Annotated in this window: 14 protein-coding genes, 1 tRNA gene and 3 pseudogenes; 8 read left to right on the top strand and 10 right to left on the bottom strand. The window is 28.7% G+C overall.

The window, feature by feature from the left end; translation table 11 throughout:
- Nucleotides 1–12: 12 nt before the first annotated feature.
- Nucleotides 13–138 (top strand): hypothetical protein, encoded by a 126-nt coding sequence (locus EDL80_RS05115; protein WP_269144128.1) that lies wholly within the window; start codon nucleotides 13–15, stop codon nucleotides 136–138.
- Between the two features lie 355 nt (nucleotides 139–493).
- Here EDL80_RS05115 and EDL80_RS02450 read toward each other — a convergent pair whose 3' ends face one another.
- Both EDL80_RS02450 and mutM read right to left on the bottom strand, forming a co-directional pair.
- Nucleotides 494–1,645, bottom strand: a complete 1,152-nt coding sequence (locus tag EDL80_RS02450; protein WP_158406607.1) for a hypothetical protein — start codon at nucleotides 1,643–1,645, stop codon at nucleotides 494–496.
- 58 nt (nucleotides 1,646–1,703) lie between these two features.
- The gene (gene mutM, locus EDL80_RS02445) at nucleotides 1,704–2,513 is read right to left on the bottom strand and encodes a bifunctional DNA-formamidopyrimidine glycosylase/DNA-(apurinic or apyrimidinic site) lyase (RefSeq protein ID WP_158406606.1); all 810 of its coding nucleotides are present in this window, start codon (nucleotides 2,511–2,513) and stop codon (nucleotides 1,704–1,706) included.
- A 131-nt stretch (nucleotides 2,514–2,644) separates the two neighbouring features.
- On the opposite strand from mutM, the gene EDL80_RS02440 reads away from it, so the two are divergent.
- The 4 genes and pseudogenes from EDL80_RS02440 to EDL80_RS02430 form a co-directional block, all read left to right on the top strand.
- Nucleotides 2,645–2,715: transfer RNA gene (locus EDL80_RS02440), tRNA-Thr, on the top strand.
- A 757-nt stretch (nucleotides 2,716–3,472) separates the two neighbouring features.
- Nucleotides 3,473–3,637, top strand: a complete 165-nt coding sequence (locus tag EDL80_RS05070) for a hypothetical protein (protein ID WP_330998037.1) — start codon at nucleotides 3,473–3,475, stop codon at nucleotides 3,635–3,637.
- Nucleotides 3,638–3,808: 171 nt separating this feature from the next.
- Nucleotides 3,809–5,083 (top strand): hypothetical protein, encoded by a 1,275-nt coding sequence (locus EDL80_RS02435; RefSeq protein WP_158406605.1) that lies wholly within the window; start codon nucleotides 3,809–3,811, stop codon nucleotides 5,081–5,083.
- Between the two features lie 354 nt (nucleotides 5,084–5,437).
- Nucleotides 5,438–5,554, top strand: a pseudogene (locus EDL80_RS02430) (carboxyl transferase domain-containing protein); the annotation flags it as partial.
- Between the two features lie 529 nt (nucleotides 5,555–6,083).
- On the opposite strand, the gene EDL80_RS02425 reads toward EDL80_RS02430, so the two are convergent.
- The 3 genes and pseudogenes from EDL80_RS02425 to EDL80_RS05020 form a co-directional block, all read right to left on the bottom strand.
- Nucleotides 6,084–6,230, bottom strand: coding sequence for a hypothetical protein (locus tag EDL80_RS02425; RefSeq protein ID WP_158406603.1), 147 nt, complete (start codon nucleotides 6,228–6,230; stop codon nucleotides 6,084–6,086).
- A 368-nt stretch (nucleotides 6,231–6,598) separates the two neighbouring features.
- Nucleotides 6,599–6,733: pseudogene (locus EDL80_RS02420) on the bottom strand (glutamate--tRNA ligase family protein); the annotation flags it as partial.
- 66 nt (nucleotides 6,734–6,799) lie between these two features.
- Complete coding sequence (locus EDL80_RS05020; protein WP_158407167.1) at nucleotides 6,800–6,952, bottom strand: hypothetical protein; 153 nt, start codon at nucleotides 6,950–6,952, stop codon at nucleotides 6,800–6,802.
- Between the two features lie 459 nt (nucleotides 6,953–7,411).
- Here EDL80_RS05020 and gltX point away from each other — a divergent pair, with 459 nt between their 5' ends.
- Nucleotides 7,412–8,821, top strand: coding sequence for a glutamate--tRNA ligase (gene gltX, locus EDL80_RS02415; protein WP_158406602.1), 1,410 nt, complete (start codon nucleotides 7,412–7,414; stop codon nucleotides 8,819–8,821).
- Between the two features lie 69 nt (nucleotides 8,822–8,890).
- Here gltX and EDL80_RS02410 read toward each other — a convergent pair.
- Nucleotides 8,891–9,046: pseudogene (locus EDL80_RS02410) on the bottom strand (glutamate--tRNA ligase family protein); the annotation flags it as partial.
- Between the two features lie 734 nt (nucleotides 9,047–9,780).
- On the opposite strand from EDL80_RS02410, the gene EDL80_RS02405 reads away from it, so the two are divergent.
- Nucleotides 9,781–9,987: a hypothetical protein gene (locus EDL80_RS02405; RefSeq protein ID WP_158406601.1), complete on the top strand. Its 207-nt coding sequence runs from the start codon at nucleotides 9,781–9,783 to the stop codon at nucleotides 9,985–9,987.
- 209 nt (nucleotides 9,988–10,196) lie between these two features.
- Here the strand turns inward: EDL80_RS02405 and nuoH are convergent, their stop codons facing one another.
- The 4 genes from nuoH to gyrB form a co-directional block, all read right to left on the bottom strand.
- On the bottom strand, nucleotides 10,197–11,309 hold the full coding sequence (gene nuoH / locus EDL80_RS02400) for an NADH-quinone oxidoreductase subunit NuoH (RefSeq protein WP_158406600.1): 1,113 nt from the start codon (nucleotides 11,307–11,309) through the stop codon (nucleotides 10,197–10,199).
- A 6-nt stretch (nucleotides 11,310–11,315) separates the two neighbouring features.
- Nucleotides 11,316–13,367: an NADH-quinone oxidoreductase subunit NuoG gene (gene nuoG, locus EDL80_RS02395; protein WP_158406599.1), complete on the bottom strand. Its 2,052-nt coding sequence runs from the start codon at nucleotides 13,365–13,367 to the stop codon at nucleotides 11,316–11,318.
- A gap of 9 nt (nucleotides 13,368–13,376) precedes the next feature.
- A complete protein-coding gene (locus EDL80_RS02390; protein WP_158406598.1) occupies nucleotides 13,377–13,595 on the bottom strand; it encodes a hypothetical protein in 219 nt (72 codons plus the stop codon).
- Nucleotides 13,596–13,788: 193 nt separating this feature from the next.
- Entirely contained in the window at nucleotides 13,789–16,185 is a 2,397-nt protein-coding gene (gyrB, locus tag EDL80_RS02385; RefSeq protein WP_158406597.1) for a DNA topoisomerase (ATP-hydrolyzing) subunit B, read from the bottom strand.
- Between the two features lie 378 nt (nucleotides 16,186–16,563).
- On the opposite strand from gyrB, the gene EDL80_RS02380 reads away from it, so the two are divergent.
- Complete coding sequence (locus EDL80_RS02380; RefSeq protein WP_158406596.1) at nucleotides 16,564–17,457, top strand: aspartate carbamoyltransferase catalytic subunit; 894 nt, start codon at nucleotides 16,564–16,566, stop codon at nucleotides 17,455–17,457.
- Nucleotides 17,458–17,770: the final 313 nt, after the last annotated feature.

Raw genomic sequence — 17,770 nt, 5'->3', positions numbered from 1 at the left:
GGGTTATGTCTTATGCAAAATATATTACATGATAAATGCAGAAAACCTCCATGTATACCTCTTCACCTAACTCCTTTAATACCAATGATTCGTGAAAACGATGGTCCTTCACACACGAAATTTGACAAGTCAATATGACTTTACCATACTTCCCTTTTATTAAGTTAAATATTTTGTTTATTATGACATATTGCAAGAACCAAATTTATAAATTGTTTATAATACGGTTAACATTGATGTTATATAATCAATTCTGCAATCCTTGTTTTATCAGTACGCAGCACCACCTAACTCTTTTTGCTTACCTTTTCTCATATGAAGTATTACGTATCATACATTAAATAAAGTATATGGAGACTAATCTTATCATAGCATTAAATAAGTTATATAAAAATGAGTTAATATACTTTATACTTCTCTAGAATACCAAAGAATATCCTATTTTAATTTTAACATAATCAATAATATATAAAGATGATTCTCTGGTACGATTTTATGTATCTCGTGCTTGAGCATGAGTACTTGCTACTGGTGATGCAGAAGTATGACCAATTAATTCTTGCGGAATACTGCGATATATTTTTCTGACTCTGTTATTATCTGAATCATAACATGTGAAAAGTACATATCGTGGTACTGCTTCCATTTTAACCGGTGTAAATGAAAAATGTGATATCACAGCACATACTGTTTGAATAATATTTTTATCACCAGTTTTATCAAAAATGCTATTTTTTAATGGCAATACAGGAAGAACTCCAGGATCATTAGGTGAATGTTTTGCAAATTCTTTTAATATTCCTTGTTCTAACAGCGCAGCTAAAAAAAATTCTTCATCACCAGGACCTTTTCCAATTAAAATTACCAGATCTTCTTTATATATAGCGCTGCGAACATAATAAAAGTCACTAAATGAAGTAAAAAAAATTGTCCGGTCTAACATACAACTTGGGTATGGTCTTAGAATATTCATTATCCGTCCATCTTCTGTAACAAATGCATTATCATCAGGGTCACGTTCAAATAATAAAGCATTGCATAAACAGAGCCGTTCCTCACCATAAGGGTTAGCCCATATAGCTACCATACACTTCCCATAAGGATATTCTGTTTCAGTGCGAATTTTAGTAACATTAACTTTTATAATACCTTTTACTTGATTTTCTACATCTAATGTCTGAAAAGTAACTTTACCTTTCGGTGGTGTTCTACGCCAAGCTCTTGTAAATAATGTATTTTTTATACACTCTGATAATATATTATCAAATTCACGCCCATTAATTTCTCCTCCACAAACGTAATTTTTCAATACTAACATTTTATCTTCTGTAGAGTCCTCAGAGAAGTCGGAAAAATTATTTTCGACAAAGCATACATATACTTCCTTTCCATTATTAGAGAGACCACGTAAGACTACTAATGTTTCCTTAACTAATCTACTTTTAGCAATGGAACATCTGTTAAAAATAGATTTCTCCAAACTTGGATTATCAAAACTATATGAATTACTAAAATCGCATTTAGTAAGGGTACCTGCAATTGGTACAAAATTACCTCCATCGTATCTATATGAAAAAGCATTAGATAGACATGGCTTAACTTCTCCAGTATTTGTGTCAGTTAAAGATAAGAGAACTAATTGCATAATTTAATAAATATACTAATGGATATTTTATTTTAAACAAATAGTTACTTTTTTGCAACTAAAATTGACACTTATAGCATAAAAATGTACTTCTGCCGTGCTGTTTTATAATTGCAATCTGATTATTACATATATAACATAATTGCCCTGCTCTATTATAAACTGAAAAATAATTTTGAAAATTTCCCTTTATTCCTGTGGGAGATCTATAATCTTTAATACTTGATCCACCATGTGTTATTGATAATAGTAGAATATTTTTTACGCTTTGTATAATTGCCTTACATTCTACAAATGATATATTTGTTGTAAGTCTAGTTGGTAAAACTTTTGCTGTAAAAAGACCTTCTATAGCATATATATTGCCTATACCACTTACAATTTTATTATTCATTAATAAGGACTTTATGGTTGTTTTTCTATTGAAATAACTATAAAGGTATTCAGTATTAAAATTGTCAGATAATGGATCAACACCAAAGTCTTTGAAAAATTCTAAATACTGTTTGTGGTTTAATAATGTTATCAATCCAAATCTTCTAGGATCATTAAATATTAAAAGTTTATTGTCACTTAAAAAAAATAATACATGATTGTGTTTTGCAGTAGCATAATTGTGATCACAAAGTAGCGTTCCGCTCATGCCTAGATGTATTATTACATAATACTGATTACTTAAAATAAAAACTATGTATTTACCCTTTCTAATTATTTTAGATATATAATGACCTTGTATAACTTCATCTAAGTTTTTCGTAATTTGTGTCCTTAAATCATATCTATTAATTTGTACTTTTAGTATAGTTTTACCTAAAATTTCATTAGATAACATTCTACATACTATTTCAACTTCAGGTAGTTCTGGCATCTTTTAACTGCTTTTGTTTTTGTTTTCTACGTAATAAATTGGCTTTTAATGCGTTAGATAGAGCTTTTTTTTTATCTAAACTTTTTATTTTTTTTGACTTATCCATAATACAAAAATACAATAATAATGCTGCCGTTATGGTTTAATGGTAGAATATGTCATTGGTATTGACAAGGACTAAGTTCGATTCTTAGTAACGGCACGGATATCATACCTATATGGTAGAACAATTTTAATTGTTACACTTTAGACAAAAGAACATCAGATAAATCTATAGAACTTTTTAGATTATGTATTCATTAATCCTTATATAACTATAAAGGTAAGTCATCATGCTTACGTGAAATTTTTTGCACACTTTTTCCTTGTAAAAATGGTAGAACAATTTTAATTGCTACACTTTAGACAAAAGAACACCAGATAAATCTATAGAACTTTTTTAGATTATGTATTCATTAATCCTTATATCACTATAAAGGTAAGTCATCATGCTTACGTGAAATTTTTTGCACACTTTTTCCTTGTAAAAGTTGCAAAGCTTTAAATAATGGTACAACTATGTAAGTATGTGAAAAGTATATTCTAACAAACTTGATAATTTGACAAAAGTTCTTTATTCTCCTAATACATTAAACATATTTATAGCTGTAATATCCGTGACAAAAAATATTATGACGCATTATTTATTATTAAATTCTATTGTTAAAATAGAAAGCATCTCGTGGTCAAAGTTTTATATAGTAACTCATATAGACTGAAAATTGATGAGTCAGTATCTAATATATAACTAAAATTAATTAATTTCTTTATATTCATAAAGGGAAGGCTATTGGTTTTCGTTTAAAGACTAGGCAGATTATAAAGCAATAAAACAAAAGATAGGAATAGGAAATAATTATTAAACAACTTTTCAACTAGTTAAAACATATTAAGTCGGACAATTTTCATATGTACGTACAATAAGAAAACCAGTATTCAACACAGTAAAAATCTATTATGATGATTCTATTACAAATGATGGATTTTCCATTAACTATTTCAATGGACAAATAGGATTTGATATTCCATCAAACAATGGAATAGAAATATATGTAGATTATGAAACAGTTAATAAAAAATATTAGTAACGTGATATGAGATTATTCTTTATTTATAACTGAAAAGTAATACAGTATTATTAGCATTAAAATATTTTAAGATATAAAGCATTTAAAAAAAAATCTTAATTTTATTTGCAGTATTGTCATTCTTTATATTATAGTTGTTATTAGTTTAAAGTGTGTGGTTTAGTTCATATGTTGTGCGATAATTCTTCATGTATAAGCTTTGAAGAAATTAGAAGTGGAAAAGTAATAAGTATTGAATGTGTAGCTACTGGTAACAAGAAGAACTGGAAAGTAGTATTCAAATATATTGATAATAAAAATAGCACAAGATACGAAAAAATACCTAACTCAGAAATTTGTATAGTAGCATTGACAGTAAAGTTACCTGCTGATCAAGCAGTATATTATGTATATTTAAAATTAAATAGAAATGAAGTAGAAGGTTTTAATAGAGTATTTTTTTTTCCAATATTACAGAGAAATGCTGCTGGATTAGAGTTCAGAAGACCCATTGAAGAAGATTATGAAGTTATATCAATTCTACAAGCATCGAATCTAAAAAATCGACGTATTAATGAGTTATCAATACTAAACAAATTAGATAGAGAAGTATACATTAAAACAAAATCAGAACGTAAACTGTGTTGCATACCATGTAAAAAAGGAAATCTAATTTTATGCTCCGAATTGATTGAAAGATATATGTTGGAAGGAGTCGGTATAACCAATGTTTCTGGTTCTTTAGAATCTAATATTTCAATATTGAATGTTGAGTGTGTAGCTAGTGGTAACATCCGTAATGGAAGGATGATACTTAAGTATATTGATGTTGATGATAAAAAAAGTTGTGAAATACCTAGTGCAGAAGTTTATATATTTGCATTAGTTATAGAATTATGTGATTACACATCAGGCCATGAGAAAGTATTGTCATATTTACGTGTAGATAGAAATGAGATGTATAACTTCTGCAGTAGTATATACTACCCAGTATCGATTAGAGGTCGTCTGGAATTAAGAACTAGTTCACCTCTTAGTGAATATGGTAAAGTCATATCGACTTGTCAAATTTCGTGTGTGAAGGACTATCGTTTTCACGAATTATTGGTATTAAAGGAGTTAGGTGAGGAGGTATATGTTGAAACAACAAAGAATTACAAATTTTGTTGTATGCCATACATAAGAAAGAAACTCATTTCATGCAAGGATATAGTTCATAATTATATATTACAACAAAATGAAAATCCTATATATGAGAATCTAAAATTATCAAGTGAAATGTTATACTCTGAAATACAAGAACGTCAGAACGTAGATAATGTTTCTGTAGTTACTGAAAGTTCTATATTTGACTCAGAACACATATATGAAGAGATAGATAATAACCAAAGCGGTATAGGGGTAATAACACACCCGGTGGTTTGCTGTGTTCAAAATGAATCAGTTGATTGCTTTAGGACCTAATACTAATATACATGTTATAAGAATGCTAGTAATTTTCATGAGATTGTTTATATTGTACTAGACAATAGTATTTTTGAGAAAAAGCAGTTCTGGTATCTTTTTACTACTAATGTAGTAGTAGTACTGCTCAAACAATGCAGGATGTAATGCCACAGCATACATTCATTTATACCAACTAAAATAAAGCTATTACAAGAATAAGAGAAAAATATTAATCAAATAACACAACATGCAGTACTATCACCTACTTTGCACAAAGAAAAAAATAGAGCAACTCATGGCAATAAATAACAATTTATGTCGTGGAATATGTATTCAATCCAGTGGAATTTAGGTATCTTTTATAAAATGCACTTGATAGATGTTCCTGGATTTATGCCTGGAGTTAATCATGAGCATTCTGGAATTATAGCATATGGAACTAAATTGTTATATGCATATGCTGAAGCTACTGTACCTAAAGTTAGTGTATAGGAAATACTAGAAACTATGGAATATTAACAGCTCATCTTCAATGTCCAAGAGATTTGTTACCTACTCTAAAAAATAATTCTCTATTCATTAATCTCAAGAATAAGGTTGAAACATGTTTTAATATATACTTCTTCAATAGTAATAAGTTTAAAACATTAATATATACTCTTATATAAGACGCTCATGATATTATTCAATATAATACTCTACTATTATATCTCCCTCTAAGATCTCTTCTTTAGCTTCTATTCATCATAAATGTACTTTAAGATTACTGAAAACCAAGAAATTACATATCTTACAATAACTCACTAAATATCAATAGTTTATTTAAAATGCAAAAATATCTAATAAGAAAGTCAAACACAGTGTCAGAAATATGCAAAATATTTTATTATTATTAAATACAAGACCTGCATATCTGTTATGTGTTCTAGTACTATTTAGTCCTTTTTTGTGCTTATCTTTTATAAGTAATCTTGCTTAAATTATATTATATACCCAAATGACTACAAATAATATCCTTTTATTTATTATATATTATAATAGGATTATTATCTGTATTAGTAATAATATCAGCATTTACCTTATATTGTAAGTTTGTCGTAGCACCATTTGGAGTCTTAGATTCTTTAGTTTCTATAAAGAAAGAGTTTTTCCCATGGAAAATCAAAATAAGATTTATACTAACTAAAATAAATCCACTACCGTAATGTGCACTTTTATCATGTCAGAAAATAATTAAAGTTAAAACAATACATTACAGTACTGCAAAAACAGTTGCCAACTGTTCAAGTAATACACGATTAGATAAAATGATTAATCAAAGTTATGTATTTTTAAAACTAGATTACTATATTTATGGTATGATTATTTTCATGTTAATTTACCATTGTAGTATATAAATATTAATTAAGTGTCAAGAAAGCTTCAACAAAATATATAATAGTTGCAAATTGCAATTTTGCATTTTCCATAGGTAAATAAGTGATATAATGTGTTATTGGAAGTATATAATTTTATTACATATCGAATCTAAAAATCGACGTAACGCAATAAAAACTTACCATTGTTATGTTTAGCATATAACCAATTAAACAAAGCAGTTCTTGCACCACCTAGGTGTAGATAGCCAGTAGGTGATGGAGCAAATCTAGTAACTACATGATTAGACATAAAAAAAGCAATTATATAAATTAGGATTGTTTAGCATAAAAATAGTTTTGTAAAGCTAAATATCTTTTATATACTACTTCTTAATGAGTTATCAATACTAAATAAATTAGATAGAGAAGTATACATTAAAACAAAATCAGAACGTAAACTGTGTTGTATAACATATAAAAAAGGAAATCTAATTTTATGCTCCGAATGTCTGAAAATATTCCAATTCATAAAATTTTGCTCGTGTTATTAATAATATTACATTAGAAGATTAGATTTCGTATTGAAGAGCTAAATCTTTTTATACTTTTTTCTTATTTAATGATATTCTTTAATTTCTAGAATACCTATTCAATTTAATACTCAAAACTAGATTAATGATAATATAAAAGCAGATACGACTGTTTGTTTCTGTGAGTTTTATCAATACATAATTGTACCACATATATATGATATCCGTGCCGTTACTAGAAATTAAGCTTAGTCCTTATCAATATATACTTATAATGGTTTACTATTATCTACTGTATTTCCTATACAGTAACATCTCCTGATTTTAATATTAGTAAGTAAATCTATACCATCAATAACACTTGAATGTGAAGGCTATGAAGTAATATATACAAGATATTTAGCTTTACAAAACTATTTTTATGCTAAACAATCCTAATTTATATAATTGCTTTTTTTATGTCTAATCATGTAGTTACTAGATTTGCTCCATCACCTACCGGCTATCTACACCTAGGTGGTGCAAGAACTGCTTTGTTTAATTGGTTATATGCTAAACATAACAATGGTAAGTTTTTATTGCGTATTGAAGATACTGATATTAAAAGATCATCAAAAGAACTAATAGATTCTATTATTAGCTCAATTAATTGGTTGAATCTCCAATATGATGGAGAAATCGTATTACAATCAAGTAGAATATCTAGACATATTGAAGTTGCAAATCAACTAATATTGAATAATAAAGCGTATTATTGTTATTGTTCTGCAGAAGAAATTAATGCAGAAAAGGAAGAATATAAAAAAAAAGGTTTATATTATAAACATAATTGTATATGGAAAGATAAAAGCCCACCTACTAATAATTGTAGTAAAGTGGTAAGGTTGTATAGTGATAGGGAAGGTGTAACTGAGTTTAAAGATCAAGTATACGGTACTATTAAGGTAGAAAATATACAACTGGATGATATGGTTTTATTACGTTCTGATAATACTCCAACATATCTTTTATCTGTAGTTGTTGATGATTATGATATGGGTATTACTCATATCATTAGAGGAACAGATCACTTAACTAACACAGCACGTCAGTTATTAATATATAATGCACTCGGATGGAAGCCACCTGAATTTGCCCACATCCCATTAATACATGATGAAAATGGAAATAAATTATCTAAAAGGCATAATGCATTAGGTATACATGAGTATAAAAATGCAGGTATATTGCCGGAAGCTTTGTTTAACTACTTATTGAGGATGGGTTGGAGCCATAACAATGATGAAGTTATTACTATGGATCAAGCAATACTCTGGTTTTCTATAGATAAAGTAGGACAATCTCCAGCAAGATTAGACAATAAGAAACTAGAATTTTTAAATAATTATTATATTAATGCAGCTGATGATACAATGATTCTGAATATGATAATTCCTATGATTGAGAGGAAAATAGGATGTCAAATAACTGCAAAGAAAAAAAATTACTTATTAAGTGGAATTAGAGAATTGAAAAAAAGAACAAAGAATTTAGTTGATTTAACTAACGAGTCTTTATTTTATGTTGAGGATATCCCTATTTCTATTGATCAAGAAGCTATTGCAATTATAAAATCTAATAAGAATATATTGAACATTTTGTATGATAATTTATCAAGAATTTTGGAAAATGAATGGAATCATAATACATTAACTTCAGTAATTAAAAACATTGTAAAAAGTTCCGATATGAAAATTAATAGTATTTATCACTGCTTGCGTGCATCTATAATTGGAAGAATAAATGCTCCAAGTATCGTAGATATTATGGTTCATTTTCAACAAAAAGAATCCTTAAGTAGAATAAAATATGCAAAAGACATGGAATAAATATCCACAAGAGATAAGCCATTTATTGTGTTATTACAAATTATATGTAATATATAATACTTATGGGATCACTGATAATGCATTATGCCTTTTAGATAGTTTATTTCCATTTTCATCATGTATTAATGGGATGTGGGCAAATTCAGGTGGCTTCCATCCCAGTGCATTATATATTAATAACTGACGTGCTGTGTTAGTTAAGTGATCTGTTCCTCTAATGATATAGCGATAATATTTGACTTTGAGTTATCTGTATAGCAATACAGAAAGTTTAATTGAAAGTAGTATCACATACTGGTATGATTCTTAAATCACAAACTTGTATTAAAGTTGTGAAAGAAGATAATTATTTTAACTTCCTTATCTTATAGATCATAGCATGCTAAACGTGCACACCACAGTAGTGGATTTATTTTAGTTGGTATTAATAAGGTATGTGTTATTTCATACTAGAATGGAGGTTTTCTTCACTTATCATACAATATATTTTATACATAAGACATAGCTCTCTTTTCTTTCATTTTCTTCAAAAACAAATGCAAAGGATCTGTTTATACCACATTATTGATGGTAGAATACCTCATGAATATCATACCATATAAGTCTTTTTCATATATTTTTTTCGAAGTGAATTATTTAAAAGCATAATGCTCTGTAGATGATGTAATGTGTTAAATTCCTTATAAAGAATTGATTATATAACATCAATGTTACTCGTGTTATAAACAATTTATAAATTTGGTTCTTGCAATTAATTTAATAAAAGGAAAGTATGGTAAAGTCATATCGACTTGTCAAATTTCGTGTATGAAGGACCATCGTTTTCACGAATTATTGGTATTAAAGGAGTTAAGTGAAGAGATATATGTTGAAAACAACAAAGAATTACAAATTTTTTTATACCATACATAAGAAAGAAACTCATTTCATGCAAGGATATAGTTCATATACAAAATAGAATGCTTGATGTTATTATCAGCGATATTAAAAGCTTTGATTTAAATTTTGTTGTATATCCAATAATCAATGTTAGTAGCCAATATTATATATTACAACAACGTGAAAACGTTATATATGAGAATCTAAAATTATCAAGTGAAATGTTATACTCTGAAATACAAGAACGTCAGAACGTAGAGAATATTTCTGTAATTAAGTATTGCTGAAGTAAAATGTAATGTATCTATTTTAGTATTTGATATTGAAAATATTTCAGTTACGCATGTTATTATTAGAATTATTTACCATATATGGTACTGGCACAGTGGTAGTTATATATTTATTTATAAGCAAAAGCTAATCTGTAAAACAACTCAGGAATTTTACATACTTTCTAGAATGGCTGACCACTACTTACTGTATTCCCATCTAGTTATTATGATAAATTATCTACAAAACTAGGTATTTTATTATTCACATTGTTTTTAGGAAGTGAGTCAGTATATACTAGAATTCCTGAAACCAATATAACCCAAAATAAAGATATAGGTAAGAATACCTTCCACCCCAACCTCATTAATTGATCATATCTGTATCTAGGAATACTAGCACGAATCCATATGAAACAAAATAGCAATATGACTATTTTTAATATAAACCATATAATTCCAGGTATGATGTATAGAAAGCTGATATTTAAAGGAGGATACCAACCACCAAAAAAGAATATTACTGCCATCGCGTTAATAAGAATCATATTAGCGTATTCTCCCAGAAAAAACAGAGCAAATGGCATAGATGAGTACTCAACATTATATCCAGATACTAATTCAGATTCTGCTTCTGGTAAATCAAAAGGATGTCTATTGGTTTCTGCTAAAGCAGATATAAAAAATACACATGCCATTGGTAACAATAATAAATCTATCCAATAAGGCATATTATGTCGTGCTACAACTATCTCACCTAAATTAAGTGACCCAGTAGCTAATAATACTGTGACTACAGTAAGTCCAATAGATACTTCATATGATATCATTTGAGACGCAGACCTAATAGCACCTAAAAAAGCATAATTAGAATTACTTGACCACCCAGCTATTATAATTCCATAAACACCAAGTGAAGAAATTGCGAGAATATACAATACTCCTATATTGATATTTGCAATAACATTGGGTATAACAATTTCTTGAGCATTATCTATTACTGTACTGGATCCCAATGGAATGACTGCCCATCCTAAAAGAGCTAGTGTAAATGTAATAACTGGAGCTATAAAAAAGCATAACTTACTTGCTTTAAATGGTACAATATATTCTTTAATAATAAGTTTTATAGCATCTGCAAAAGGTTGTAATAAACCAAAAGGTCCAACAACGCTAGGTCCCTGCCTTAATTGTATTGCACCTATTACTTTTCTCTCCATATATACTAAATAAGCAACAGATACCATTACTGAAATTATTATTGCAATTATTTTAAAGAATAATAAAACCCCGCTGCTAATGTAATTATAAAAATCTAGAAAAATTTCATAATAGTGCATATTTACCTAATCTTTTCCTAAAAAAGCTTTTACACAATTTGCCATTATAACAGATGCACGACTTATTGGATCTGTCATATAAAAATTAAAATTCTTATTTATAAATGTTGCATTTTCTTCTAAATCAATATTCCCATCAATTGAAACCCATTCATTAGGTATCAAATAACCAATATTCTCTTCTAAAAATTGCTTGCCTAATGTTGACAGTTTATCTCTTACAGAATCTATAGTATTATATTGCATATCAACTTTTAGATATTTTGATAATTCTTGTATAATAGACCAATCTTCTTTTGCCATACCGGGTGGGGGAACAGCCATATTAGTTCTTTGTACTCTACCTTCAGTATTAACATACGTCGCATTTTTTTCTGTATATGCTGCACCAGGTAATATAACATCTGCAACTTGTGCTCCTTTATCTCCATGGTGTCCTTGATAAATAATAAAAGAAGAATCAGAACGACAGAAATTAACTTCATCTGCTCCAAGAAGATATAAAACCTCTATTTCTCCAGACTTAACACCACTAACTATATCTAATAATATATTTTTCTTTGAGCTTGGTACAAAACCAATATCTAAGGCACCTACTCTAGCTGCAGCTTTATGTAAAATATTAAACCCGTTCCAATCATTTCTTAACATGTCAAATTTTTCTGCAATTTTAACAGCTAACATGAATATATTACTACCATAATTATCTATTAAAGCATCCTGTCCTAAGATTAGCATAGGATTTTTTGCTGATTTCAATAATTCAGTAATATCTACCTTTTCATTTAATATATCGTGTAAAATTGAACAACTATTTCCTAAATTTTTTACACGATAGTTGAAATTATCATATGCCCCTACACTGATAATTTTAATATTACCTTGTAAATAACGTTTTCTTAATCTTGCGTTAATAATTGGTGCTTCAAGTCTAATGTTTGTGTTAATAAGTAAACATAAGTCAGCGTTATCAATATTAGATATACCAGTGTTAAATAAATATAATGACCTATTATTATTAGGTAATATTGACCCGTCTTGCCTACACTCTAAATTATCGCTTCCCAGTTTATGCATAAGTTCTTTTAATAGCATTATTGATTCACAATCTGCTAGATCTCCAGCAACTGCAGCAATTTTATTTCCAGAACTCTTGGAAATTTTTTCTGAAATCTTATGGAATGCTTCTTCCCATGTTACTGGTAATAGCTGTCCATTTTTTCTTATATATGGCCTATCTAATCTTTGTAATTTTAAACCGTCATAGGCAAAACGTGTTTTGTCAGATATCCATTCCTCATTTATATTCTCGTTAACTCTAGGTAATATTCTCATTACTTCTAAACCACGAGTATCAACTCTAATATTACTACATACAGCATCTAATACATCTATTGTTTCACAATGACGCAGTTCCCATGATCTAGCTTTAAATGCATATGGTTTTGAGGTTAATGCTCCAACTGGACAAAGATCTATTATATTACCTGATAGCTCTGAACTAATGTGATTAGAAATATAAGTATCTATCTCCATTTTTTCACCACGACCTAGAGCACCTAATTCATAACTCCCAGCAACATCTGACAGAAACCTAATACACCTAGTACAGTGTATACACCGTGTCATTGCGTTTTCTATTAATGGGCCAAAATTCTTTTTCTTTACAGCTCGTTTTTCTTCTTTGTACCTACTTATACCTCTACCATACATCATGGTCTGATCTTGTAGATCACATTCTCCACCCTGATCACAAATTGGACAATCCAAAGGATGATTAATTAGTAAAAACTCTAGAACTCCTTCCCTAGCTTTTTTTATCTTTTCAGTATTGGTTTTTACTACCATACCTTCTGCTACAGGTATTGCACAAGAAGCTGCAGGCTTAGGTGGTCCACCAGAAACCTCTACTAAACACATTCTACAATTACCTGCTATAGCAAGCCTTTCATGATAACAAAATCTGGGTATCTGTATACCAGCAAGCTCACAAGCTTGTAGTACAGTTATACCATCTTCAACTTCTATTTCTAAAGAATCTATAACTAGTTTAACCACACATTACCCTTATATGCTAGCCCATTCTATAGGATTACCTAAATTATCCTTTACTAAATCACCATTATCATACTGTCCAGCAATAAAAATTTTACCTAATTCCCTATTAATATATTTAACCGGCTTTATAGTTTTTCCAGCATACATCTTTTGAGTACTACCCTTTTTACGTTGTAATGGATTATTTTTACTTGCTGTTTTTGCAACTTTTGCTCCTTTTTTAGCCATAATATCCCCCTCCCCATAAGCTATGCAAGCGTAACATATTTTATCATTTTAGTATTTTACGTCAACAAATTACATATTAAATTTTTACTTCCATATTTTATAATTTTTATTTTCTCTTTACTAAAATGCAGAACTTAATTATACCATAAAGAAATAAAATATATGTTACAATTCTTCTTTATTATTAATATTTTTATGCATCAATATTTTGTACATTCAAAGCATTATTATTGATAAAATCACGTCTTGGTTCAACAAAATCACCCATCAATACTGAAAATATCGCATCAGCAGCTTCACAATCAGATATCTTAATTTTTAGTAAAGTTCTAGTATCAGGGTTCAAAGTAGTGTCCCACAACTGATCCGCATTCATTTCACCTAAACCTTTAAATCTTTGCAGTGTCATATCTTTTTTGCCAAATTCAATTATATTGTCTACTAAAGAAGTGGGTGAATCTATCTTGATGTTATTATCTTTTGTAGATAGAACTGGCACACTATTAAACGCTTCTTCGATATCACTGCACATACTTATAACACGTTTAATGTCTTCAGAGTTCATAGTTGAACTATCAAGATAGTATTTATCTACTAGCCCATGAGACAGTCTGAAGATAGTTATATTATCTTTATTAGGTATTTCAACATTCCATTCGTATTCACAGAAAATCTTATTTAAATGGTTAGATATTCTTTCTGCAGAATCACAACCATTTTTTCTAAAGAAAATAATAAGCGACTCTAACACATTTTGAGGAACTACCCTACTATAGCTTTTTGTAATTTTGTTGATTTCTATGCATTGATGTAATATTTTAGACAAACTGTTTCCTGAATAATCCTTATCAGCAATGAAAGTTACATTTTTTATCGCATTATTAATAATATAATTATGCAACATTTCATCATTCTTTATGTACAATTCCTTTTTATTTTGTGTAACTTTATAAAGAGGAGGTTGAGCAATATATAAGTACCCCTTTTCTATAATTTCACGCATATAGCGAAAGAAAAATGTTAATAATAAGGTTCTAATATGTGACCCATCAACATCCGCATCTGTCATAATAATAACTTTATGATAACGTACTTTTTCTATATCAAAACTTTCTACTCCAATATTACTACCTACTGCAGTAATTAATGATGCTATTTCTGAAGATGATAATATACGATCTAAACTTGCACGTTCTACATTTAATATTTTTCCTTTTAAAGATAGCACAGCTTGAGAACGTCTATCACGTCCTTGTTTTGCGGAACCACCTGCTGAATTACCTTCTACAATAAATAATTCAGATAACTCTGGAGATTTTTCCTGACAATCTGCTAATTTCCCAGGTAAGATAGTAAAATCAAAACCATTTTTACTTTTTATAAGATCTCTTGCCTTACGAGCAGCCTCTCTACCCTTAGCTGACCTGATTATACGCTCTATAATACTACTAGCTAATTTAGGATTAGTCTCAAAAATGTTTGTAAGTTGCTCATACACTATGTTTTCTACAGCTGTTCTAGCTTCAGAACTAACCAATTTGTCCTTAGTTTGAGATGAAAACTTAGGGTCTGGTAATTTTATTGATAATACACAAGTTAACCCTTCTCTTACATCTTCTCCCAAAATACTAACTTTAGCCTTTTTCAAAAAACCTTCATTAGTAGCATAATTATTAATACAACGCGTCATAGCAGATCTGAAACCTGCAAGATGAGTACCACCATCTCTTTGTCTTATGTTATTTGTAAAACATAACATATTTTCATAATATGAATCATTCCAATGCATTGATAATTCTACATTAATACCATTTTCAGGTATGCTGCCTTCTATATGAATAACTTTAGTTACAGGGTTCTTATTTCGGTCAAGATATTTAACAAAACCTGAAGTTCCTTTATCTTCTGTAGTTGAAGTTTTAGTGGAATTTCTTATCCCGAAAGATGAATCTGACACTTGATTGTCTCTCAAATCTTTCAAATTCATATTGATGTTAGAATTAAGAAACGATAGTTCTCTGATACGATTTTCTAGTGTTGAATAGTTAAAATTTACAAATGAAAATATATCCTTTGATGGTAAGAAAGTTATTTTAGTTCCTTTTTTTGTAATATTGTCAGCTACTATACTTAGAGGTGTTACCGTGACTCCATCTTCAAAACGCATAAAGTATTCCTTACCATTACGCCATATAGTCAACTCTAACCAACTTGAAAGCGCATTTACAACTGATATGCCAACACCATGGAGCCCACCAGAGACTTTATAGGAATTATGGTCAAACTTACCACCAGCATGTAATTGTGTCATAATTACTTCTGCTGCAGGTATCCCTTCATCTTCATGTATGTCTACAGGTATACCTCTTCCATTATCTATTACAGATACTGACCCATCATTTTGAATGATAATATCTATTTTATTACAAAAACCAGCAAGTGCTTCATCTATGGAGTTATCAATAACTTCGTATACCATGTGATGTAAACCTGATCCGTCGTCAGTATCACCTATATACATTCCTGGTCTTTTTCTTACTGCATCTAGCCCTTTTAAGACAGTAATTGAGCTTGCATTATAATCATTCATAGTAATATTTACTTAATTTAAGTAAACAACATTATACCTATAGAAAAATTTAGATAAAGTAAAAAAAACTCTTCTTGATTATCAATTTATAGTGCATATACCTAATATATGTAGTTTTGTTAAAAAATATTTTGTTAACTAATGGCCTTGGTATATTTCAAAAAATGTCTGTAGTTATTAAGTACAGTTGAATCGTAATGATTAATTGAAGTTATGTATTTTTAAAACTAGATTACTATATTTATGGTAAGATTATTTTCATGTTAATTTACCATTGTAATATATAAATATAATTGAAGTGTTATAGAAAGCTCTAACAAAATATGTGATAGTTATAAATTGTAATTTTGCATTTTCTATAGGTAAATGAGTTATATAATGAATGTGTTATTGGAAGTAAATGATCTAAGTTCTTATGATATAGAATCTATTTTTAAAATTGCAATACAACATTTCAATGATAACAATATTAACAATAATTCATTACATAAAAAAATCATTGTTAATTTATTTTTTGAAAGTTCAACACGTACTTTATCTTCTTTTGAAATTGCAGCAAAATCTTTAGGAGCACATACTATCACTATAAATACAAGCACATCATCTATTAACAAAGGAGAAAGCATTATAGACACTGTGTTAAACATACATGCAATGAATCCAGATTTAATTATTATAAGGTCACAATATAGCCAATTTATAAAAAAAATATCAGAATATTTACCTAGCTGTTGTATCATCAATGCAGGAGACGGACATCATGAACATCCAACACAAGCATTAATAGACTATTGTACTATACGCTATATAAAAGATAACATTCATAATTTAAATATATCTATATGTGGTGATATACTGCATAGCAGAGTTGCAAGATCTAACATAAGATTATTATCGAGATATGGAGCTAATATTTCAATAGTTGCTTCGCCAACATTAGCTTGTAACTTAAGAGGAATATCGCGTATACATCACAATTTTATTGAGGGGATTCGTGACGCTGATGTTATTATGTTATTAAGGCTACAAAAAGAGCGTATGACTAATTTTATCATTTCTTCAAAAGAGGAATATGCTCACACTTATATGCTAAATTCTAATAACCTTTCTTATACACGACCAGATGTAATAATTATGCATCCTGGACCTGCAAATAAAGGTACAGAAATATCTCATCATGTAGCAGAAAAACATTCTATAATTCTACTACAAGTAAAAATGGGTGTTGCAGTACGTAAGGCACTATTACAGTACTTATTATCTAATAAGTAGTAAATTTAATAGTAAGTTATATAATAAAATATTTGACACATTATTTCAACTTTAAGTAGCTTTGATATTTTTTATGTTGTTTTTGTTTTCTTAGATAATAAACTCACTTTTAACATGTTAAATAAGGACTTTTTATTTTTTGACTTATATATAATACAAAATACAATAAAATTAGTAGAAAGCCTTGTTGCCATAGCAGAACATGTTGATAATCTATCTTTATTTATAAAAAATATAAGTAGATTATTAAGTGATAACGGTATAATGTTCTTATCTATGATAACTAAGAATATTTATTGTTACAAACTTTAGG

Source organism: Ehrlichia ruminantium, assembly GCF_009728835.1.
Taxonomy (GTDB): domain Bacteria; phylum Pseudomonadota; class Alphaproteobacteria; order Rickettsiales; family Anaplasmataceae; genus Ehrlichia; species Ehrlichia ruminantium_B.
The sequence above is the reverse complement of the archived record's forward strand: the minus strand, read 5'-3'. Positions and strand labels throughout refer to the sequence as shown.